The sequence below is a fragment of the Pseudomonas sp. LPH60 genome (assembly GCF_030718165.1).
Taxonomy (GTDB): domain Bacteria; phylum Pseudomonadota; class Gammaproteobacteria; order Pseudomonadales; family Pseudomonadaceae; genus Aquipseudomonas; species Aquipseudomonas danubii.
The window spans coordinates 382774-403600 of record NZ_JAVAJH010000001.1 but is presented as its reverse complement, the minus strand read 5'-3'; the positions used below and the strand labels follow the sequence as shown (position 1 = coordinate 403600).

Sequence of the window (20827 nt, the reverse complement as noted above, 5' to 3'; positions counted from 1 at the left end):
ATCCCAGTCACTGTATAAAAAGACAGAGCGATCGACATGCTAAAACTGACGCCACGCCAAGCTGAGATTCTGGCTTTTATCAAACGCTGCCTCGAAGACAACGGGTATCCCCCCACCCGTGCCGAAATTGCCCTGGAGCTGGGCTTCAAGTCACCCAATGCCGCCGAAGAACACCTCAAGGCTCTGGCCCGCAAAGGCGCTATCGAGATGACTCCAGGAGCCTCTCGCGGCATTCGCATCCCCGGTTTTGAAGCCAAAACCGACGACTCGCTACCCATCATTGGTCGTGTCGCCGCCGGCGCCCCTATTCTCGCCCAACAGCACATCGAAGAGTCCTGCAACATTAACCCGACCTTCTTTAATCCTCGCGCCGACTACTTGCTTCGGGTCCAAGGCATGAGCATGAAAGACATCGGCATCTTCGACGGCGACTTGCTCGCGGTGCATACCACCCGCGAAGCTCGTAATGGCCAGATTGTAGTAGCGCGCATCGGCGATGAAGTCACGGTCAAGCGCTTCAAGCGCGAAGGCAGCAAGGTCTGGCTGATCGCCGAGAATCCGGAATTTGCCCCTATCGAAGTCAACCTGAAAGATCAGGAACTGGTGATCGAAGGCTTGAGTGTCGGCGTCATTCGCCGCTAAAGGAGGCTCCATGCAGTTCCCCCAGACACCACAGCAAGCACAACTACCACTGTTCGAAGCGTTCCTGGCCCAGCCACTGGCGCCCGTACTCAAGGAAGCGGTCGAATCGCCCTGGAACAACGATCCAGAAGCCTTCAGTGAACTGTCGCTGCGCGGCGCCACCGGGAACTGCCTGAACCTTCTGGCCCCCATCCTCAGGGAGCTGAGTCAGGATCAGGACGCCCGCTGGCTGACCCTGATCGCCCCTCCATCCAGCCTGACCCAAAGCTGGTTGCGGGAGGCTGGACTGAATCGCGAGCGCATCCTGCTGCTGCATCCACGGGGTAATCAAAGCCCGCAGCAGCTCGCTTGTGAAGCCTTAAGACTGGGCCGCAGCCATACCGTGGTCAGTTGGCTGAACCCGCTAAGCGGCAGTGCTCGGCAACAATTGATCAGTGCCGCACGCACGGGTGATGCGCAAAGCCTGAATATTCGCCTGGGATAAATACCGGGAAGTCACAGTAAATGCGCTTGAATGACGCGAGGCTTCTCCAGGATTGAGAAGCCGAAACAAATATGACGAATAACCGGAAGAAAACCGATAAACGGGTTTAGTGGAGAACCCGCGGACCGTCTTCCTTGTCGATTTCACCTTCAACCAAGCGTCCGGCCATCTGCACGCCGACGCTCAACATGGCCTTGGCCACTTCCACATGCTGACCTTGCAAAAAGACTTTGGCATCCTCGGAAAAATCCAAAGTAACCAGAGAACCCTCGTCCTCAGCTCTGCGCAGCTCAATACGACCGTCTGGCAATTCGACAATTTCTAGAAAGGACGTTGGCATAAAAGTCTGGTCTCCACGAAAGGCGGGGATTATATCAGTCATAACCCCCACCTCGCTCAGGATCTTGCATGGCAGCAGCCACTGCTCGACGCGCCACCTTCCCTTCTCCACCCGATGCCCCCTAAGCCGAACCCGCCAAAGAGGCGCAGCAGAGCCCCTCAGAAATTCGGCTTGTATTCAAAACCCGCCGACGCCTGGCTGTCGGAAAACGGCGTGACCAGTGACTTTTTCAGGGTCAACCGATTAACCAGCGAGCCGGGAAACAACTGAATGCTGTTATTGAAATGCTCCACATTCAGATTGAACAGGGTAATGGCGCCGCTGACATTGCCCTCCTGCTCGGCTACCTCACGCATCAGGTTGTTCATCAGCTCCGCAGACTTGAGCTCGGGATAGGCTTCAAACGCCAGGTTCAACCCTCCCAGCAACGCCTTGGTCTCCCGATCCACCGACTTCAACGCCTCGCCATCCGCCACAGATGGCAAGCTGGTGATAGCGCTACGGAGCCCGACTATTTTCTCCAGCAACTGGCTTTCGTAATCCTGAAAACCGGCCACTTGCGGCTCAAGCACATCCAGCACCTTGATCTTCTGCCTCTGGTAGGTGAGCACATCTGACCAGGCCCGTTGCACGCGGTTATAAGCGCTGACGATCTTGTTGTAATGCACATAGGCAAGAACACCCAAGACAATCGCAATCAATAACAACAATTCCATACCCTACTGCTCCATATCATCGGTGACTGTCAGCGGAAGCTCGAAATTGTTGTCCTGCAACTCCGCCAACTCATGCACGAGGGCCAGAACCGGAAAAAGGTTCGGCAATTTAAGCCCCTGCTTGATCTTTGCGTAGAAGCCCGGAAGGTCCTCAAGGGTTCCCGGGGCCTGATAGGCCATGACTTCGGCATCATCGAAGCTCAGACACAAGCGCCCCTGACTGGAAAACTCCAGATTCACATTCTTCAGCTGCCGACAAAGACCCAGCAAGAAAACCAGGGTGGTGGGCGTTGCGAACCTTGCGCAAGCCAGCTCACTCTCACCACAAAACATGAAAGTCCTGTTGAAGTCATCGAAGGTAGTCTCGAAGACCTTGCGCCTGGTAATTTTTTTATCCGGGAGATTGCTGCGCACTGCCACGCCCCTCACCCAGGGGAACTCCACCACCAGACTGAAGCGATCGAAGCTCTCATACACCCGCTCGGACTCGCCATCGGATTTTTTCTTGATATGAGAGTTCACATAACGCAGGTGGTGAAAGACAAAAGACAGCTCGTGCCGAGCTCCCTGATAGACCCCCTTGGCCGAAGCCTCGATACGACGACTGTCATTGCCACGGTCATAGTCATCAAACTCACTGCTCAATTGCCTGAAACGCTCATCAGCTGATCCACCCGGGTCCCACAGACCATTACTGAGGAACGAACATTTACGGGCTATCTTCTTCGGTAACTCGTCAAAGGCCGCCTTACGGCTCATCCAGATGTACAGACTGGCAAAACCCAGGCACGCCGCGACAAACACCATCGGGATCACACCAACCATGGCAGGCACGGCTGCAGCAATAGCCAGCATCAACAGCACCAGGGGCTGGGCATGATCGAATTTCAACCCACCTTTGAAAGTGCGGAGCTTGTCGATAACCTTCAGCAAATCCTCGTTTGACCTGGCGCGCGCAACTTCCGCGTCGCAGTTGGCCAACAAGCGGACCAGCTCGGCATCATGCTTGAGAAACTGCATCATTCTTCCTTGCTCAATTCGCCGGATTCAGAAGTCTGTGGAACGACAGCAGTAACAACATGACCGTCGTGCTGCTGGGCCAACCGCTCTATCTGCGCCAACAACGGATACAACTTTGGCAACTCGATGCCAGCCTCGATCCGCTCACGAAAGACCGCCAGATCACTCAGCAACCCCGGATCGGCATAAGCCATGATGTCTTCATTGTTGAAGCTCAGGCAGAGCCGTCCCTGGCTGGAGAACTCCAGATTGACCCCATGGAGCTGGCGCGAAAGCGCCATCAACAGATCCAGCGTCGCAAGCGTGGCGAAGCGCTCGCAACGGGCGGGGTCAATGCCGCGCAGCACAAAGGTCTGATTGAAATCGTCGCGGTCGGTCTTGAAGGGCTGTCCAGACAGCGGTATTTCCAAGGGGCTGGACCGAACCGCAATCTCTCTCACCCAAGGGAAATCCACCACCAGACTGTAGCGGTGGTAGTTCGTGTAAACCGTCCTGAAGCCTCCGCTGGCCTCACGTTCGCGACTGGAGATCACATATCGTAGATGGTGATACTCGAATGCCAGCGAATGCCGCTCTCCTCGATACCCCCCCTGGAGCGAGTCCAGGATACGGCGCTGCTCAATCTCGCTGCCCCGCTGGTAATCGGTGAACTCGTTGTCCAGTCTCTTCAGGTGCCAGTCGGCACTGCTGTCGAATTCGCTCAAGTCGTTGCCCAACATCATGCACTTGCGGGTAATGCTCGCCGCCAGATCCGTCAACGCCCCAGAGACGCCCTTGCTGACCCGGTAGCTGAAGAAACAAAGAGCCACAAACACCCAGAACATTCCGCCCATGCCATCCATCAACAACCTAGCCGCTAGCGCGGCAAACGCCAGCACCAGGAGCGTTATTGACTGCACATGATCGAACTCCAGGCCACCGGGGAATATCTCCAGCCGGTCTAGCACCTCCAGCAGATCCGCCTTGGACTGAGCGTTGATGACTCGCATCTGGCAATCGCTCAGCAGGCGAACTAGCGCTTGGTCACGCAAGAAGAACAACATAAATCTTCCTTGATCAATTAAACGCGTCGCGCATCAAGCGACGCTCAGGCTCAACACTCGTTCAAGCCATCTCGAAAACGAATGGCCAGGGCCTTGAGATTCTGCCGCCAACTTTCCAACTCTTCCCGGCTCAGTTCCTGCTCCGACTCTTCCTCGTCCAGATTGACCGCCACGATCAGCGGCTGGGTCACATCACCCTTGGGCTTGTGTGGTGCTCGCGGCGGTTGAAAGAGTTCGCTGTAAGCGGATAGCAGTTGCGCCAGCCAGGTCTGCGGGCTCTGCGCCAATTCCACCAGCTCCGCCAGCTCGGGAATCGCAATGCTATCCAGCACTTCACGGCTAAGGATCTGCTCGACCCGCGCAGTATTGGCCTGCGGCAGCCGGTAGAACCCCGCAATTTCGTGGCATAGCCCCAGCAAGGCACCGTACAGGTGGAACAGCACCGATTCGCGCCCGGCCTGAACCTGTGCCTGGGCATTCATCGCCCGCCCCTCTTCGGCCCGGGCCAGGGACTCGAGGGCCAGGCCGGCAAAGTAGATTTTCTGATTGGTACGGGTATAGAGCTCGTGGGCCATGTAGGCAGCCTCCACTACAAGAAGAGAACCGAATGCGGACGGCACAGTTTCAAGGATCACTCCCGCGCACCGCAAGGCAAAAGAAAGGCCGCATGACTCCCAACGGAATCATGCGGCCCTGTACAGCGCTACATCGAGGAGCAAGCCCCTCGAAACAAACAGTGCTTAGCGCTTGTCTTCGACCTTCCAGGTACCACCGTCGTAGAACGCACGCCAGCCGGTCGGCTTGCCATCAACCTCGGTCTGTACGTACTGCTCCTTGGTCTTGCGGCTATAGCGCACCACCGCCGGACGACCGTCCGGGTCCTTTTTCGGCGCTTCGCAAAGGAAGTGATACTTCGGATCAATTTCGTCCTTGTGCGGGATCAGCTCCAGCACCAGCGGCGCGCGGGTTTCACGGTTTTTCGGGAACTGACTGGCGGCCAGGAACAGACCCGAAGCACCATCGCGCAGGATGTAAGTGTCGTTGACCTTCTCGCACTTGAGCTCAGGCATCTTCACCGGGTCCATCTTCGGTGGCGCCGCGTCGCCGCTTTTCAGCAGCTTGCGAGTGTTCTTGCAGGTCGGATTGGTGCAACCGAAGAACTTGCCGAAACGGCCTGTCTTGAGCTGCATCTCGCTCCCGCACTTGTCGCATTCCAGGCTCGGGCCTTCATAGCCCTTGATCCGGTAGCTGCCCTCTTCGATCTCGTAACCAGCGCAATCCGGGTTGTTACCGCAGATGTGCAGCTTGCGCTTTTCATCCAGCAGGTAAGCGTCCATCGCCGTGCTGCAGATCGGGCAACGGTGCTTGCCGCGCAGTACCAGGGATTCAGATTCGCCCTCGTCGTCCGCAGCGATCTCATCGCCCGGCACCAGGTTGACGGTGGCCTTGCATCGCTCCTTCGGAGGCAGGCTGTAGCCCGAGCAACCCAGGAACACGCCGGTGGAAGCGGTACGAATCTGCATCGGCCGACCGCAGGTCTGGCACGGAATATCGGTCATCACCGGCTGGTTGGCGCGCATGCCGGTGTCAGCGCCCTCGGCCACTTCGAGTTTCTTCTTGAAGTCGCCGTAGAACTCGTCAAGGACGTTCTTCCAGTCGCGCTCGCCCTGGGCCACGTCATCGAGGTTCTCTTCCATGCCGGCGGTGAAGCCGTAGTCCATGAGGTTGGAGAAGCTTTCGGAGAGACGCTCGGTGACGATGTCACCCATCTTTTCCGAATAGAACCGACGGTTGTGCAGGGTTACGTAGCCGCGATCCTGAATGGTCGAAATGATCGCCGCATAGGTCGAAGGACGACCGATGCCGCGTTTTTCCATTTCCTTCACCAGGCTGGCTTCGGAATAGCGCGCCGGCGGCTTGGTGAAGTGCTGGCTTGGATCGAGCTTGATCAACTTCAGCACTTCGCCCTGCGCCATGTCCGGCAGCACATCGTCATCACCTGGCTTGCTGATCTGCGGCATGACCCGGGTGTAGCCGTCGAACTTGAGGATACGGCCCTTGGCGCGCAGCTCGAAGTCGCCAGCGGCCACGCTGACGGTAGTGGACAGGTATTGCGCCGGCAGCATCTGGCAAGCAACGAACTGGCGCCAGATCAGCTCGTAGAGCCGCTCAGCGTCACGTTCCATGCCCGACAGTTTGCTTGGATGGGTGTTCACGTCGGACGGACGAATCGCTTCGTGCGCCTCTTGGGCCCCTTCCTTGCTGCTGTAGACGTTGGGCGAGGCCGGCAGGTACTTGTTGCCGAACTCGTCTTCGATATAGGTCCGCGCCATCGCCACGGCATCAGCCGAGAGGTTGGTGGAATCGGTACGCATATAGGTGATGTAGCCAGCCTCATACAGACGCTGGGCCATCATCATGGTCTTCTTCACCCCGAAGCCCAGGCGGTTGCTCGCGGCCTGCTGCAGGGTGGAGGTAATAAATGGCGCCGACGGCTTGCTGCTGGTGGGTTTGTCTTCGCGCTTGGCGACGCTGTAGGCCGAAGCCTTGAGCTTCTCCAGGGCAGCCATGGCCTGTGTTTCATTGAGCGGTTTGAAGGCCTCGCCGTTTTCACGGGCCACTTCAAAACGCACATTCGAGCCCTTGGCGGTGCCCAGATCAGCGTGTACTTCCCAGTATTCTTCCGGGATAAAGGCACGAATTTCGCGCTCGCGCTCCACCACCAGCTTCACGGCTACCGACTGCACACGACCGGCGGACAGGCCACGGGCAATCTTCGCCCACAGCAGCGGCGAAACCATGTAGCCCACCACGCGATCAAGAAAGCGACGGGCCTGCTGAGCGTTGACCCGATGAATGTCCAGCTCGCCGGGCTGGGAGAAGGCTTCCTGGATCGCCTTCTTGGTGATTTCGTTGAACACCACGCGCTTGTAGCGGCTGTCGTCACCGCCGATGGCTTCCCGCAGGTGCCAGGCGATGGCTTCCCCTTCGCGGTCCAAGTCCGTTGCGAGATAGATGGTGTCGGCATCCTTGGCAAGGCGGCGCAGCTCTTCAATGACCTTTTCCTTGCCGGGAAGGATTTCGTACTTGGCCTTCCAGCCATGCTCGGGGTCGACGCCCATGCGTGAAACCAGCTGCTTGCGCGCTTTTTCCTTCGGCGACAAGGCCGGGGCTTCGCCCGCAGCGGCCTTGCCACGCTTGGCGGCTGGCTCTTTGGCGGCGCTCGCCGAACCGCTGGTGGGCAGGTCTCGGATATGGCCGATACTCGACTTCACCACGTATTGGTTGCCCAAGTACTTGTTGATGGTCTTGGCCTTAGCCGGGGATTCCACAATGACCAGCGATTTGCCCATGGATCAGAAAATTCCTGAATTCGAGAAGTGAAAGGCGGTTGGCGCCTGACGCGGCCCCGCTATATATAGTGGCAACAAGGTGAGGTCAAGCGCAGGGTACTGCGCGACCTGCACTTACGTCGGTGAAAAAAGACTGGGTTCGGCCTGCACCAAAGCAAAGCGTGGGACCTGCTCGCCGTCAACTTCGACCGACTCCAGGAACATGCTCAAGGGTCGCACCCAAAAACCGTAATCCCCATACAGGGCTTGGTAAAACACTACTTCTTCTTCCGTTTCCGAGTGCCGCGCCACGCTGAAAACGCGGTACTGCGGCCCCTTGTAATGCTGATAGAGCCCGGGTTGTAACTGCATGCTCTGGCCCTCGTGCAATTTTTTTCAAAATAAAAACAAATAAATCTTCAGAAAAACAAAAACCGGGGCACAGGGCCCCGGCTTCCATCAACCCAACGCTTAAACGCGTTCGAAGACGGTCGAGATGCCCTGGCCAAGGCCGATGCACATGGTGGACACACCGAAGGTGCCGCCATTCTGCTTCATGACGTTGAGCAGGGTCCCGGAGATACGCGCACCGGAGCAACCGAACGGGTGACCCAAGGCGATCGCGCCGCCGTGCAGGTTAACCTTCTCATTCATCTTGTCGAGCACTTTCAGATCTTTCAGCACTGGCAGAGCCTGTGCAGCGAAAGCTTCGTTGAGCTCGAAGAAGTCGATGTCGTTGATGCTCAGGCCTGCGCGCTTCAAGGCTTTCTGCGTGGCCGGTACTGGACCATAGCCCATGATCGCCGGGTCCACACCCGCCACCGCCATGGAACGGATCACTGCCAACGGCTGGATGCCCAGATCCTGGGCACGCTGGGCCGACATCACGATCATGCACGAAGCGCCGTCGGTGATCTGCGACGAAGTACCGGCAGTCACGGTGCCACCCTTAGGGTTGAACGCCGGCTTCAAGGCCGCCAGGCTTTCCAGGGTGGTTTCGGGACGAATGGTTTCATCGTAGTCGAACAGTTTCAGGAAACCGTTCTCGTCATAGCCCTGCATCGGGATGATTTCGTCCTTGAACTTACCTTCCACGGTCGCCTTGTGGGCGAGCTGGTGGGAACGCACGCCAAAGGCATCCTGCTGCTCACGGGTGATGCCGTGCATCTTGCCCAGCATCTCGGCGGTCAGGCCCATCATGCCCGAGGCTTTCGCCGCGTACAGGGACATGTGCGGGTTCGGATCGACACCGTGCATCATGCTCACGTGCCCCATGTGCTCGACGCCGCCCACCACGAACACATCACCGTTCCCGGTCATGATCGCTTGCGCAGCGGTATGCAGTGCGCTCATGGAGGAGCCGCACAGGCGGCTGACGGTCTGGCCGGCCGAGGTGTGAGGGATCTGGGTCATCAGCGACGCCATGCGCGCGATGTTCCAGCCCTGTTCCAGGGTCTGGTTGACGCAGCCCCAGATCACGTCCTCGACTTCCGCCGGGTCGACCTTGGTGTTGCGTTCCAGCAGTTTGCTGATCAGGTGCGCCGACATGTCTTCGGCGCGGGTGTTGCGGTGCATGCCGCCCTTGGAGCGGCCCATCGGAGTACGACCGAAGTCGACAATCACGACGTCTCTAGGATTCAAGCTCATATGTTCACTCTCGCTCTAGTGTGGGCGCTTAACCGAAGAAGCTCTGGCCGTTCTTGGCCATTTCACGCAGCTTCGCGGTCGGGTGGTACAGCGCGCCCAGATCGGCGTACTGGTCGGCCAGGGCAACGAACTGGGCAACACCGATGGAATCGATGTAGCGCAGCGCACCACCACGGAATGGAGGGAAACCAATACCGTAGACCAGGCCCATGTCAGCTTCGGCAGCAGTTTCGACGATGCCGTCTTCCAGGCAACGAACGGTTTCCAGGCACAGCGGGATCATCATCCAGTTAATGATGTCTTCGTCAGTGACTTCACGCTGCTCGTAGACGATTGGCTTGAGCACTTCCAGCACCGACGGATCAGCGACCTTCTTCTGCTTGCCCTTCTTGTCGGTTTCGTAGGCATAGAAACCCTTGCCGTTCTTCTGGCCCAGGCGCTTGGCTTCGTAGAGTACGTCCACGGCCGAACGACGATCGTCCTTCATGCGATCCGGGAAGCCTTCAGCCATCACGTCACGACCGTGGTGACCGGTGTCGATGCCGACCACGTCCATCAGGTACGCCGGGCCCATTGGCCAGCCGAATTTTTCCATGATCTTGTCAATGCGCACAAAATCCACACCGGCGCTGACCAGCTTGGCGAAACCGCCGAAGTACGGGAACAGAACGCGGTTGACCAAAAAGCCCGGGCAGTCGTTGACCACGATCGGGTTCTTGCCCATTTTCTTGGCGTAGGCAACGGTGGTGGCAACGGCCAGCTCGCTGGACTTCTCGCCGCGGATCACTTCCACCAGAGGCATCATGTGCACCGGGTTGAAGAAGTGCATGCCGACGAAGTTTTCCGGACGCTTGAGTGCCTTGGCCAACAGGCTGATGGAGATGGTCGAAGTGTTGGACGCCAGAATGGTGTCTTCTTTGACCTGACCTTCGACTTCAGCCAATACCGCTTGCTTGACCTTAGGGTTCTCGACCACCGCCTCGACCACCAGGTCGACGTGACCGAAGTCCCCGTAAGACAGGGTTGGACGAATGCCGTTGAGCACTTCAGCCATTTTCGCGGCAGTCATGCGGCCTTTATCAACGCGACCGACCAGCAGTTTCGCAGCTTCCGCCAAACCCTGCTCGATACCGTGTTCGTTGATGTCCTTCATCAGGATCGGCGTGCCTTTAGAGGCCGACTGGTAGGCAATGCCACCGCCCATGATGCCGGCGCCGAGTACTGCGGCCTGCTTCACGTCCTTGGCGATCTCATCGTAGGCCTTGGCCTTTTTCTTCAGTTCCTGATCATTCAGGAACAGACCGATCAGGCTTTGTGCGGCAGAGGTCTTGGCCAGTTTGACGAAGCCGGCGGCTTCCACTTCCAGAGCCTTGTCGCGGCCGAAGTTGGCGGCCTTCTGGATGGTCTTGATCGCTTCAACAGGCGCCGGGTAGTTCGGGCCTGCCTGACCGGCGACGAAACCTTTGGCGGTTTCGAAAGCCATCATCTGCTCGATGGCGTTGAGCTTGAGTTTTTCCAGCTTCGGCTGACGCTTGGCCTTGTAGTCGAACTCGCCGGAAATAGCGCGCTTAACCAGGGCCAGAGCGGCGTCCTTGAGTTTATCGGGAGCAACCACAGCATCGACGGCACCGACTTTCAGCGCGTCTTCAGCACGGTTTTCCTTGCCGGCGGCAATCCACTCGATGGCGTTGTCGGCACCGATGATGCGCGGCAGACGCACGGTACCGCCGAAGCCCGGGTAGATGCCCAGCTTGACTTCCGGCAGGCCGATCTTGGCGCTGGCCGCCATGACGCGGTAGTCCGCCGCCAGGCACATTTCCAGGCCGCCGCCCAGGGCGATGCCATTGATCGCGGCAACGGTCGGCACGTTGAGGTCTTCGAAATCGCTGAAGATCTTGTTGGCTTCGAGGTTACCTGCCACCAGCTCGGCATCCGGCAGCTTGAAGTTATCGACAAACTCGGTGATGTCGGCGCCGACGATGAATACGTCCTTGCCACTGCTGACGATCACGCCCTTGATCGAAGCATCTGCCTTGATGGTGTCAACAGCCTGACGCAATTCATTCAGGGTTAGACGGTTGAACTTGTTGACGGACTCACCCTTGAGGTCGAAATTCAATTCGACGATGCCACTTTCAAGAGCCTTAACCGTGATGGCTTTACCTTCGTAAATCATCAACTGATCTCCACGATATGGAAGCTGAACAGTACACGTCGGACGCTGACTTCTGGCTTGGCACTAACGTCACCGTCGATGCTAACGCCAATCCGCCAGGCACACCCGCCAACGCGATAGTCGGGATTCTGTATAGAGCCGCCTGAGATACAAACGCTCATTTCATACGCCCGTTTGATTTGGGTACGCCACATTCAGGGAAAATCCGGCAATTGTCAATCGTACAAAACGCTGTTTGAAACGCGACTTTGCGGTCACTTCACTGCTCCCCAGATGATCAACACACCCCTGCATTCATCGCCATTCATAGGATCAATATTTAGAAAAATCGCCCTAAATCGTCAGCCCACAGGGAACGATAGCGACTAAGCTGGAGATATATCTGAAGAAAAGGTCAGAAAGTTTTATCAAATAGGGGCACAGCCCAGACAGCAAGAAGCCACCCCAGGGTGGCTCAAACGAGATTACCGGCCTGCCTGGCCATCCCGCCCGATGCTGAGTCGGGCTTTTTATTGCCAAACGCCCACGATTGCCGCGGGCGCCCTCCCCCATGACTTCAGGCCAAGGCCTTGAGCACCGAGGCGATATCCTGCAAGACACTGGCCTCGCCGCGCTCGCTCCAGTACAGGGCGATCAGTTGCTTGTCCGCTTCAACCTTGAAGACCCCTGGCGGCAAGGTCTGCAGATGCTGGAGCAGCAACTCATCGACACAGGGTTCACGCCACTGGTTGACCCAGCTACCAGGGGCTATCTGCCAGTAACTCCAGCAAGCCGATTGTGCGCTGCGCCTCGGCCGGTGGTATTGCGGGCAAGGATTGGGCGGCTCCTGCCCCAACCAGTGCGGCCATTCCTGGGGCGCCAGTTGCATGGCCAACCCCATGCGCCGCGCCTCCAGGCGTAGGGCGATCAAGCCGCTCTGGCGGCGCGAGGGCCGCAGCCACGCCAACGGGCTCAGAACCACCGCAAGGATTGACACCACTATCCAGACCGTCATATCAGTACTCTCGATTTTTAGATGAGCGGGGCCTGGGTGGAACCAACCCGCTTGAAACCAGCCATACTTGAAGCTATTGCAATCCTCAGGAGGAGCGCCTCATGTCCTACCACCATATTCTGGTCGCCGTAGATTTAACCGAAGAGTGCGATCCTGTTATCCACCGTGCTCGCGAGCTGTCGGTGAGCAATGGAGCCAAGCTGTCCCTGGTGCACATCGTCGAACCCATGGCCATGGCCTTCGGCGGTGACGTGCCCATGGATCTTTCGCAGCTGCAGCAGCAACAGTTCGATCAGGCCAGGGAACGCCTGGACCGGCTGATCCACAAGTACCCGGAGCTGACCAAGGAATACAGTCACCTGACCTATGGACAACCGCGCCAGGAAATACATCACCTGGCCAAGGAACAGGAATGCGATCTGATTGTGGTGGGCAGCCACGGCCGTCATGGCCTGGCCCTGCTGCTGGGCTCCACCGCCAATGACGTCCTGCACGGCGCACCGTGTGACGTGTTGGCTGTGCACCTGGCCAAACGCTAAGCCCTCACCCGACAGTTACCAGACCGGTCACTGCTCCGAAAAAAAGCCCGACGCTAAAGTCGGGCTTTTTTATCAAACACCGGTCACTCAGGCATCCAGCTCGGCCCAGCGCTCGACCATCTGCTCCAGCTCGGCATTCAACTGCTCCAGCCGGGCAATGACCGCAGCGGTTTCAGCCGCCGGGCGCTGATAGAAACCGGCATCAGCCATCTCCGCCTCGACCCCGGCAATCTGTTGTTCCATGGCATCGATCTGCCCCGGCAGCGCCTCAAGCTCACGCTGCAATTTGTAGCTGAGCTTCTTCTTCGCCGGAGCCTCTTGCACGGGGGCTGGCGCTGCGGCTTGCACCGGCGCAACCACGGCGGAATTCAGTTCGGCCTTGCCGGACTTGTTCTCGGTAACCCCCAGCAGCCGCGGCGAGCCACCCTGGCGCAACCAGTCCTGATAACCGCCAACGTACTCGCGAACCTTGCCTTCGCCTTCAAAGACCAGGGTGCTGGTCACCACGTTGTCGAGGAAGGCCCGGTCGTGGCTGACCATCAGCACGGTGCCCTGGAAGGTCAGCAACACTTCTTCCAGCAGCTCGAGGGTTTCCACATCGAGGTCGTTGGTCGGCTCGTCGAGCACCAGCAGGTTGGCCGGTTTGCTGAACAACTTGGCCAGCAACAGACGGGCACGCTCACCGCCGGACAGGGCCTTGACTGGCGTACGGGCACGTTGCGGACTGAACAGGAAATCACCGAGGTAGCTCAGCACGTGACGGCTCTGGCCATCGATCTCGATGAAGTCGCGACCTTCGGCAACGTTGTCGATCACGGTCTTTTCCAGGTCCAACTGGTGGCGCAACTGGTCGAAGTAGGCCACGTCGATCCGCGTGCCCTCTTCCACCTTGCCGCTGCTCGGCACCAGACCGCCGAGCATCAGCTTGAGCAAGGTGGTCTTGCCGGTGCCGTTGGCGCCCAGAAGGCCAATGCGATCGCCGCGCTGCAGGACCATGGAGAAGTCCTTGACCAGGAACGGGCCGTCCGGGTGAGCGAAGCTGACATTCTCCAGCACCATTACCTGCTTGCCAGACTTGTCGGCGGTTTCCAGCTGAATGTTGGCCTTGCCGGTACGCTCGCGACGCTCACTGCGCTCCACGCGCAGCGCCTTGAGCGCACGCACGCGGCCTTCGTTACGGGTACGCCGGGCCTTGATACCCTGGCGAATCCACACTTCTTCCTGGGCCAGGCGCTTGTCGAACAGCGCGTTGGCGGTTTCTTCCGCCGCCAGCATGGCTTCCTTGTGCACCAGGAAACTGGCGTAGTCGCCGTTCCAATCGATCAGGCCGCCACGATCCAGTTCGAGGATGCGGGTGGCCAGGTTCTGCAGGAAGGAACGGTCGTGGGTAATAAAGAGGACCGCGCCCTGGAAATCCTTCAGCGCCTCTTCCAGCCAGGCGATGGCGCCGATGTCCAGGTGGTTGGTCGGCTCGTCGAGGAGCAGCAGATCCGGCTCGGATACCAGGGCCTGCGCCAACAGCACGCGACGCCGCCAGCCACCGGACAACTCGGCGAGGGTCTTGTCGGCTGGCAGTTGCAGGCGGCTCAGAGTGCTGTCCACCAGTTGCTGCAGGCGCCAGCCGTCACGGGCTTCGAGGTCGTGCTGGACGTGCATCAGTTTTTCCAGATCGGCGTCGGTGACGATGTTCTGGCTCAGGTGGTGGTACTGGGCCAGCAGCTCGCCGACACCGTCCAGGCCCTGGGCAACCACGTCGAACACGGTCCGCTCGTCGGCCACAGGCAGTTCCTGAGGCAATTCGCCGATCTTCAGACCGGGTGCGCGCCATACGGAGCCGTCGTCGGGCTTCTGATCGCCCTTGACCAGCTTCATCATGCTGGATTTGCCAGTACCGTTACGGCCGATGATGCACACCCGCTCACCACGGGCGATCTGCCAGGACACCTTGTCCAACAACGGCATGGCGCCGAAAGCAAGGGACACATCGCTGAATTTGAGCAGGGTCATGTTCTTCTCCAAAAACCGGGCGCGCATTCTACCTGACTTGCGCCCTCAGAAGGCCCGCTATTTCGCCACCGGCAACCCCGAAGGCACTTTTGTTGCCAACTGATGCCAAGGGCTCGGCAAAGCTTTCACCGGTTGCTGGCAAAAGGCTAAGCTAGTGAACAATCAGTGTTGGCATTGTCGGCACTTGTCATGATTTCTCTGCCCGGATGTCTCATGCGCAGTCGCCTTTTCAGTGTTTTATCTTGCCTGCTTCTCACCGCCGCAGCCGTCCAATCCGCCCAGGCGGCAGACCTGACTCTACAACGCCAGTATTACGATGAAGCCAAGCGCGCCCTGGCCAAGGGTGATTCCGGCCCCTACTTCCGTTACGCCGATGCGCTGCGCGACTACCCGCTGGAACCCTACCTGGCCTATGACGAGCTGACTGCCCGGCTGAAATCCGCCAGCAACGCCGAGATCGAGAAATTCCTCGCCGAACATGGCGACCTGCCTCAAGCCAACTGGATGAAACTGCGCTGGCTGCGCTGGCTGGCGGAACGCGGCGACTGGGCCACCTTCACCCGGTACTACGACCCGAAACTCAACTTCACCGAACTGGACTGCCTCAATGGCCAGTACCAACTGGGCCACAACCTCAAGGCGCAGGGCTACGCCGCTACCGAAAAGCTCTGGCTGACCGGCAAATCCCAACCGGCCGCCTGTGACGCGCTGTTCGCCCAATGGGCCGCTGAAGGCCAACTGACCGAACAGAAGCGCTGGCAGCGGGCCAAGCTGGCGGCCGAAGCCCGCAACTACCCCCTGGCCAACAGCCTGGTCAAGAGCATGACCACCCTCGCGCCCCAGGGCCGTCTGCTGGTGGACGTGGCACAAAAGCCGGAGCTGCTGAGCCAGCCTTCGCGCTTCCAGCCCGCCGATGAGGCGATGTCCGACGTGGTCGGCCTCGGCTTGCGCCGACTGGCTCGCCAGGACCCGGACAAGGCCATGGCCCTGCTGGACGGCTATGCCAGCAGCATGCACTTCTCACGTGACGAAAAAGTGGCCATTGCCCGCGAAATCGGCCTGACCCTGGCCCGGCGCTTCGACAGCCGCGCCCTGGACGTCATGACCAAGTACGACCCAGAGCTGCGGGACAACACCGTCTCCGAATGGCGCCTGCGCCTGCTACTGCGTCTGGCGCGCTGGGAAGATGCCTACCAGTTGACCCGCAAGCTGCCTCAGGACCTGGCCAGCACCAACCGCTGGCGCTACTGGCAGGCGCGCAGCCTGGAACTGGCCCAGCCGAAGAATCCCCAGGCCCTGGCGCTGTTCAAAGGCCTGGCCCGGGAGCGTGACTTCTACGGATTCCTCGCCGCGGATCACGCCAAGGCCCCTTATCAGTTGAACAACCAGCCGCTGATGCTGAGCCAGGCAGTCATCAACAAAGTGCGCAACACTCCGGGCGTGCGTCGCGCCCTGGAATTCCATGCCCGGGGCCAGATCGTTGATGGGCGCCGTGAGTGGTACCACGTCAGCCGGCACTTCAACCGTGACGAAATGGTGGCCCAGGCCAGGCTGGCCTACGACCTGAAATGGTACTTCCCGGCCATTCGCACCATCAGCCAGGCCCAGTACTGGGATGACCTGGACATCCGCTTCCCCATGGCTCACCGCGACACCCTGGTGCGCGAAGCCAAGGTCCGCGGCCTGCATTCCAGCTGGGTGTTCGCCATCACCCGCCAGGAAAGCGCCTTCATGGACGATGCCCGTTCCCACGTGGGCGCCAGCGGCCTGATGCAACTGATGCCTGGTACCGCCAAGGAAACCGCGCGCAAGTTCAGTATTCCCCTGGCCTCTCCCCAGCAAGTGCTGGACCCGGACAAGAACATCCAATTGGGCGCGGCGTACCTGAGCCAGGTCCACAGCCAGTTCAACGGCAACCGGGTATTGGCATCTGCGGCCTATAACGCGGGTCCTGGACGGGTGCGGCAATGGCTCAAGGGCGCCGACCACCTGAGTTTCGACGTGTGGGTGGAAAGCATTCCCTTCGACGAAACCCGCCAGTATGTGCAGAACGTGCTGTCCTACTCGGTGATCTACGGCCAGAAGCTCAACTCACCGCAGCCGCTGGTGGACTGGCATGAGCGCTACTTCGACGATCAGTGAGGCCAGCCTTCTACAAGCCCGCAGCGATGCGGGCTTTTTATTGGGCGGCCACCCATTGCGGGAGCTGGCATGCCGGCAAAGAGGCCTTCGGACTCGGCACCAGCTTGATGGCCGCTTTCGCCGGCAAGCCGGCTCCTACGCAGATGCCTGAGGGCCGTCGTTGAATTGCAGGGCCGCCAATCGCGCATAGAGAGGACTGTTGGCGATCAGTTGCTGATGAGTACCTACCGCCACCAGCCTGCCCTGATCCATGACCGCAATCCGGTCGGCATTCTTCACCGTGGCCAGGCGATGGGCGATCACCAGGGTGGTGCGGTTCTTCATCAGACTGGGCAAGGCTTGCTGAATCAGATGCTCACTCTGCGCATCCAGGGCGCTGGTGGCCTCATCCAGCAACAGGATCGGCGCATCCACTAACAGCGCTCGAGCAATTGCCAGGCGTTGCCGCTGTCCGCCAGAAAGTCCCAGCCCGCCATCCCCCAGGTGAGTCTGATAACCCTCTGGCATCTGCTCGATGAACTCGTGGGCATAGGCGATCTTCGCCGCCTCCTGGACCTGGGCCAGGGTGGCACCAGGATTGCCATAGCGGATGTTCTCTTCGATGCTGCCGTAGAACAGCGCCGGGCTTTGCGACACCAGGGCAAAACAGCGCCGCAGATCCAGCGGATCGAGCTGGGTCAGGGGCACCCCATCCAGCAATATCCGCCCCTGCTGCGGGTCGTAGAAACGCAGCAGCAGATCGTAGAGGGTGGATTTGCCTGCCCCCGACGGCCCGACCAACGCCAGGGTTTCTCCGGCCTGAACCTTCAGGCTAAGGCCATCGACGGCGTAGCGGTCCGGCCTTGACGGATAGGAAAAGCTCAGGCCGTCCAACTCCAGATCGCCCTGCACACGTGCCGGCAAGCTCACCAGACCGCTACTGGGCGCCTGGATAATGTTCTCCGCCCGCAGCAGTTCGGCGATCCGCTCCGCAGCTCCGGCAGCGCGCTGCAGTTCGCCAATGACCTCACTCAAGGTGCCAAAGGCGCTACCGACAATCAGGCTGTAGAACACGAAAGCCGCCAGCTCACCGCCGGAAATACGCCCGGCGATCACATCCATGCCTCCTACCCAGAGCATCACCCCCACCGCGCCCAAGACCAGGACGATCACCAGGGTGATCAGCCAGGCGCGCTGGACAATACGCTTGCGCGCGGTATCGAAGGCCTGCTCCACCGTCACGGCAAAGCGCTGCTCGTCCTGGGCCTGGTGGTTGTAGGCCTGGACCGTCTTGATCTGCCCCAGCGTCTCGGACACATAGCTGCCGACATCGGCGATCCGGTCCTGACTCAAGCGCGACAGGCTGCGCACCCGGCGACCGAAAATCAGGATCGGCACCAGCACCAGCGGCAAGGCCACCACCACGATGCTGGTGAGCTTGGGGTTGGTGACGAACAGCAGGACGATCCCTCCCAACACCATCAGGGCATTCCGCAGGAACAACGACAGCGAAGAACCGATCACCGACTGCAGCAAGGTGGTGTCCGCCGTGAGCCGCGACTGGATCTCCGAACTGCGATTGTTCTCGTAGAAGCCGGGATGCAGGTAGATCAGGTGATTGAACACCTGACGCCGGATGTCCGCCACGCAGCGCTCGCCGATCCAGGACACCAGATAGAAACGCACGAACGTGCCTATCGCCAGTGCCAGGACCAGCAGCAGGAACAGGCCAATGGACTGGTTCAGCAAATGCGGGGACTGGGTCATGAACCCCTGGTCCACCAACAGGCGAATCCCCTGCCCCATGGACAAGGTGATGCCCGCAGTAACAATCAATGCCAACAGGGCGCCGAGCGCCTGCCAACGGTAGGGAGCAATAAAACGGCTGGCCAGATGCAACGCCCGGCGGTGACGAGAAGAGAGCATGCAGTTAATCCATTGACGCACCGGCGACTGACCCGTTGCAGCGGCGGCAACGAGAGGAATTCGCAGGAACTTTGCTAAATCACAATGAGTCAGGTTGATTATGACCGCTGACACTAGCGCCTAGAGATTATCGGTCTAATCCGTGGCTGGCACTCCCCGGGCATTTCTGTTGGAGTGAAGTCGCCGGGCCAGCCCTTGCGGCGGTCTGTAACAGCTTGGTCACCCGGCCATTCTAGAGTAAGCACACAACCTGATGAGGAGACAGGCCATGTCCTTGCAACACAGCAGCAATGACAAGATTCAAGTAATCCGTACCCAGCCGAACCAGTCTCTGGGGTGTGCCATCATCGACGCCCAGGGTCGCGAAGTACCTATTACTGAAGAAATGATCCAGAACGCCTGCCGCGAGCTGGAAAAGCGACTGGTCAAGCCTGCTCGGCAAGATTGACAATCAGCCTCATGTCCTCTTGACCCGGCCAGACGGCCGGGTTTTTTATGCCCGCGCAATACTGCTTGAACGGGTTCAGACTTCGCTGGCGCCCAGGGCCCGAACGATCTGGCTCAGGGCTGGCGAATCACCCTGAATCCGCACCTGCAGCCCGTCAATCTCGCGACGCTCCGGATAATGCTTGCGCAGGCCGTCGAAGGCGCTGCGTTGCTGGGCGACATCATCCGACAGGCTACGGCGAAAATCCGCATCATCACGGCGCGGGTCATACACCGCCCGGCAGATCATCGCCAGGGCCCAGGCCGGATCGGCATTGGCATTCAGGCTGACTTGCGGCACCCAGGGCGCCGGCAGCAAGGTGGCCAGGCTGACCTGTTCGGCCTGACCGAGGAAGCGGCAGTAGGCCTGGTAGATCTGCGCCGTGCCACGCTGCTTGCCATCCAGGCTGTAGCCGGCGATATGGGGCGTGGCCAGCACGCACAGGTCCGCCAGCTCGCGATCCACTGTCGGCTCCTCTTCCCAGACATCCAGCACCGCCTGCAAATCCTCACGCTGCAGCAACACTTCACGCAGTGCCTGGTTATCCACCACCGGGCCACGGGCTGCATTGATCAGCCAGGTACCTTGCTTGAGCTGGTTCAAGCGCTGGCGATCCAGCAGGTGCCAGGTGGCATGCTCGCCATGCCGAGCCAGTGGCGTATGCAGGCTGATGACGTCGCAACGCTCGATCAATTGCTCCAGGCTGACGTAGTCGCCGCCTTCCGCCGCCTGTCGCTGCGGGTCACAGACCAGGACTTGCCAACCCAGACCGCGCAGGACCTTGATCAGGCGTCCGCCGACTTCACCAGCCCCCACCACGCCGTAACAGCGTTGAGCCAGGTCCGCTCCTTCGATCTCGGCCAGGGTCAACAGGCTGCCCAGTACATAATCCACCACGCCACGGGCATTGCAGCCCGGCGCACTGGACCAACTGATACCCGCCTGCTGGAAGTAATCCAGGTCCAGATGATCGGTGCCGATGGTGCAGGTGCCGACAAACCGCACCGGACTGCCTTCCAGCAATTGGCGATCGACTTGAGTCACCGAGCGCACCAGCAATACATCCGCCTGCTCCACGGTCGCCCGATCAATGGCACGCCCGGGGAAACGCCGGATCTCGCCGAAGCCGGCAAAGAACTCTTCGATCAGGGGAATATTTTCGTCGGCAACAATCAACATGGCTGGCTCCTCGTGCGGAGCCGCAGTGTAGGCGCAGATGACAGGCCGAGCCAGCGCGGCTTAAGGTCGAGCGCTCATTTCCCCGCGGCCGGCCATTACAAATCCACAACACTGGATTTTTTCCTGACCAGAGTGTCAACGCGTAGACTGTCGCGTCCCGCGCAACACGCCTAT

18 protein-coding genes are annotated in these 20827 nt (G+C 59.6%); 5 read left to right on the top strand and 13 right to left on the bottom strand.

The genetic code is table 11. The features are described 5' to 3' along the window. Positions 1-36 precede the first annotated feature (36 nt). Both lexA and sulA read left to right on the top strand, forming a co-directional pair. Positions 37-642: a transcriptional repressor LexA gene (gene lexA, locus Q8O96_RS01910; protein WP_305948262.1), complete on the top strand. Its 606-nt coding sequence runs from the start codon at positions 37-39 to the stop codon at positions 640-642. Between the two features lie 10 nt (positions 643-652). Beyond that, positions 653-1126: an SOS-induced cell division inhibitor SulA gene (sulA, locus tag Q8O96_RS01905; protein ID WP_102863773.1), complete on the top strand. Its 474-nt coding sequence runs from the start codon at positions 653-655 to the stop codon at positions 1124-1126. Positions 1127-1232: 106 nt separating this feature from the next. Here sulA and Q8O96_RS01900 read toward each other — a convergent pair whose 3' ends face one another. The 10 genes from Q8O96_RS01900 to Q8O96_RS01855 all read right to left on the bottom strand — a co-directional run bounded on the left by Q8O96_RS01900 (position 1233) and on the right by Q8O96_RS01855 (position 12394). After that, entirely contained in the window at positions 1233-1466 is a 234-nt protein-coding gene (locus tag Q8O96_RS01900) for a hypothetical protein (RefSeq protein ID WP_102864101.1), read from the bottom strand. Positions 1467-1624: 158 nt separating this feature from the next. Beyond that, positions 1625-2182 carry a LemA family protein gene (locus Q8O96_RS01895; protein ID WP_305948261.1) on the bottom strand — a complete coding sequence of 186 codons (558 nt, stop codon included), beginning with the start codon at positions 2180-2182 and terminating at the stop codon, positions 1625-1627. A gap of 3 nt (positions 2183-2185) precedes the next feature. Further along, positions 2186-3202 (bottom strand): hypothetical protein, encoded by a 1017-nt coding sequence (locus Q8O96_RS01890; RefSeq protein WP_305948260.1) that lies wholly within the window; start codon positions 3200-3202, stop codon positions 2186-2188. After that, a complete protein-coding gene (locus Q8O96_RS01885) occupies positions 3202-4245 on the bottom strand; it encodes a hypothetical protein (RefSeq protein ID WP_305948259.1) in 1044 nt (347 codons plus the stop codon). The genes Q8O96_RS01890 and Q8O96_RS01885 overlap by 1 nt, the downstream gene beginning before the upstream one ends. Before the next feature lie 50 nt (positions 4246-4295). Then, positions 4296-4820, bottom strand: coding sequence for a DUF6586 family protein (locus Q8O96_RS01880; RefSeq protein WP_102863777.1), 525 nt, complete (start codon positions 4818-4820; stop codon positions 4296-4298). Positions 4821-4985: 165 nt separating this feature from the next. Beyond that, positions 4986-7598: a type I DNA topoisomerase gene (topA, locus tag Q8O96_RS01875; protein ID WP_102863778.1), complete on the bottom strand. Its 2613-nt coding sequence runs from the start codon at positions 7596-7598 to the stop codon at positions 4986-4988. 114 nt (positions 7599-7712) lie between these two features. Continuing rightward, a complete protein-coding gene (locus tag Q8O96_RS01870) occupies positions 7713-7949 on the bottom strand; it encodes a DUF1653 domain-containing protein (RefSeq protein ID WP_102864102.1) in 237 nt (78 codons plus the stop codon). A gap of 99 nt (positions 7950-8048) precedes the next feature. Continuing rightward, the gene (gene fadA / locus Q8O96_RS01865; RefSeq protein ID WP_102863779.1) at positions 8049-9224 is read right to left on the bottom strand and encodes an acetyl-CoA C-acyltransferase FadA; all 1176 of its coding nucleotides are present in this window, start codon (positions 9222-9224) and stop codon (positions 8049-8051) included. Between the two features lie 28 nt (positions 9225-9252). Beyond that, positions 9253-11400, bottom strand: a complete 2148-nt coding sequence (fadB, locus tag Q8O96_RS01860) for a fatty acid oxidation complex subunit alpha FadB (RefSeq protein ID WP_102863780.1) — start codon at positions 11398-11400, stop codon at positions 9253-9255. Between the two features lie 556 nt (positions 11401-11956). Then, on the bottom strand, positions 11957-12394 hold the full coding sequence (locus Q8O96_RS01855; RefSeq protein ID WP_250329362.1) for a hypothetical protein: 438 nt from the start codon (positions 12392-12394) through the stop codon (positions 11957-11959). A 101-nt stretch (positions 12395-12495) separates the two neighbouring features. On the opposite strand from Q8O96_RS01855, the gene Q8O96_RS01850 reads away from it, so the two are divergent. Further along, positions 12496-12933, top strand: a complete 438-nt coding sequence (locus Q8O96_RS01850) for a universal stress protein (protein WP_047302975.1) — start codon at positions 12496-12498, stop codon at positions 12931-12933. 87 nt (positions 12934-13020) lie between these two features. Here Q8O96_RS01850 and Q8O96_RS01845 read toward each other — a convergent pair whose 3' ends face one another. Beyond that, the gene (locus Q8O96_RS01845) at positions 13021-14940 is read right to left on the bottom strand and encodes an ATP-binding cassette domain-containing protein (RefSeq protein ID WP_102863783.1); all 1920 of its coding nucleotides are present in this window, start codon (positions 14938-14940) and stop codon (positions 13021-13023) included. 213 nt (positions 14941-15153) lie between these two features. Between Q8O96_RS01845 and Q8O96_RS01840 the strand changes: the two genes are divergently transcribed. Next, positions 15154-17082 (top strand): transglycosylase SLT domain-containing protein, encoded by a 1929-nt coding sequence (locus tag Q8O96_RS01840; RefSeq protein WP_250329361.1) that lies wholly within the window; start codon positions 15154-15156, stop codon positions 17080-17082. A gap of 135 nt (positions 17083-17217) precedes the next feature. On the opposite strand, the gene Q8O96_RS01835 is transcribed toward Q8O96_RS01840, so the two are convergent. Continuing rightward, entirely contained in the window at positions 17218-18996 is a 1779-nt protein-coding gene (locus Q8O96_RS01835) for an ABC transporter transmembrane domain-containing protein (protein WP_162884122.1), read from the bottom strand. Between the two features lie 259 nt (positions 18997-19255). Between Q8O96_RS01835 and Q8O96_RS01830 the strand changes: the two genes are divergently transcribed. Beyond that, positions 19256-19435: a PA1571 family protein gene (locus Q8O96_RS01830; protein WP_102863786.1), complete on the top strand. Its 180-nt coding sequence runs from the start codon at positions 19256-19258 to the stop codon at positions 19433-19435. Between the two features lie 75 nt (positions 19436-19510). Here Q8O96_RS01830 and pdxB read toward each other — a convergent pair whose 3' ends face one another. Beyond that, complete coding sequence (gene pdxB / locus Q8O96_RS01825; protein WP_305948258.1) at positions 19511-20653, bottom strand: 4-phosphoerythronate dehydrogenase PdxB; 1143 nt, start codon at positions 20651-20653, stop codon at positions 19511-19513. Positions 20654-20827: the final 174 nt, after the last annotated feature.

What these genes read in the sequence shown, in the direction of transcription:
- Q8O96_RS01890 (WP_305948260.1), bottom strand. Translation starts at nt 3,202, where the DNA reads ATGCAGTTTCTCAAGCATGATGCCGAGCTGGTCCGCTTGTTGGCCAAC.
- fadB (WP_102863780.1), bottom strand. Translation starts at nt 11,400, where the DNA reads ATGATTTACGAAGGTAAAGCCATCACGGTTAAGGCTCTTGAAAGTGGC.
- topA (WP_102863778.1), bottom strand. Translation starts at nt 7,598, where the DNA reads ATGGGCAAATCGCTGGTCATTGTGGAATCCCCGGCTAAGGCCAAGACC.
- Q8O96_RS01855 (WP_250329362.1), bottom strand. Translation starts at nt 12,394, where the DNA reads ATGACGGTCTGGATAGTGGTGTCAATCCTTGCGGTGGTTCTGAGCCCG.
- Q8O96_RS01850 (WP_047302975.1), top strand. Translation starts at nt 12,496, where the DNA reads ATGTCCTACCACCATATTCTGGTCGCCGTAGATTTAACCGAAGAGTGC.
- Q8O96_RS01830 (WP_102863786.1), top strand. Translation starts at nt 19,256, where the DNA reads ATGTCCTTGCAACACAGCAGCAATGACAAGATTCAAGTAATCCGTACC.
- Q8O96_RS01880 (WP_102863777.1), bottom strand. Translation starts at nt 4,820, where the DNA reads ATGGCCCACGAGCTCTATACCCGTACCAATCAGAAAATCTACTTTGCC.
- Q8O96_RS01870 (WP_102864102.1), bottom strand. Translation starts at nt 7,949, where the DNA reads ATGCAGTTACAACCCGGGCTCTATCAGCATTACAAGGGGCCGCAGTAC.
- pdxB (WP_305948258.1), bottom strand. Translation starts at nt 20,653, where the DNA reads ATGTTGATTGTTGCCGACGAAAATATTCCCCTGATCGAAGAGTTCTTT.
- Q8O96_RS01840 (WP_250329361.1), top strand. Translation starts at nt 15,154, where the DNA reads ATGCGCAGTCGCCTTTTCAGTGTTTTATCTTGCCTGCTTCTCACCGCC.
- Q8O96_RS01845 (WP_102863783.1), bottom strand. Translation starts at nt 14,940, where the DNA reads ATGACCCTGCTCAAATTCAGCGATGTGTCCCTTGCTTTCGGCGCCATG.
- Q8O96_RS01895 (WP_305948261.1), bottom strand. Translation starts at nt 2,182, where the DNA reads ATGGAATTGTTGTTATTGATTGCGATTGTCTTGGGTGTTCTTGCCTAT.
- lexA (WP_305948262.1), top strand. Translation starts at nt 37, where the DNA reads ATGCTAAAACTGACGCCACGCCAAGCTGAGATTCTGGCTTTTATCAAA.
- Q8O96_RS01885 (WP_305948259.1), bottom strand. Translation starts at nt 4,245, where the DNA reads ATGTTGTTCTTCTTGCGTGACCAAGCGCTAGTTCGCCTGCTGAGCGAT.
- fadA (WP_102863779.1), bottom strand. Translation starts at nt 9,224, where the DNA reads ATGAGCTTGAATCCTAGAGACGTCGTGATTGTCGACTTCGGTCGTACT.
- sulA (WP_102863773.1), top strand. Translation starts at nt 653, where the DNA reads ATGCAGTTCCCCCAGACACCACAGCAAGCACAACTACCACTGTTCGAA.
- Q8O96_RS01900 (WP_102864101.1), bottom strand. Translation starts at nt 1,466, where the DNA reads ATGCCAACGTCCTTTCTAGAAATTGTCGAATTGCCAGACGGTCGTATT.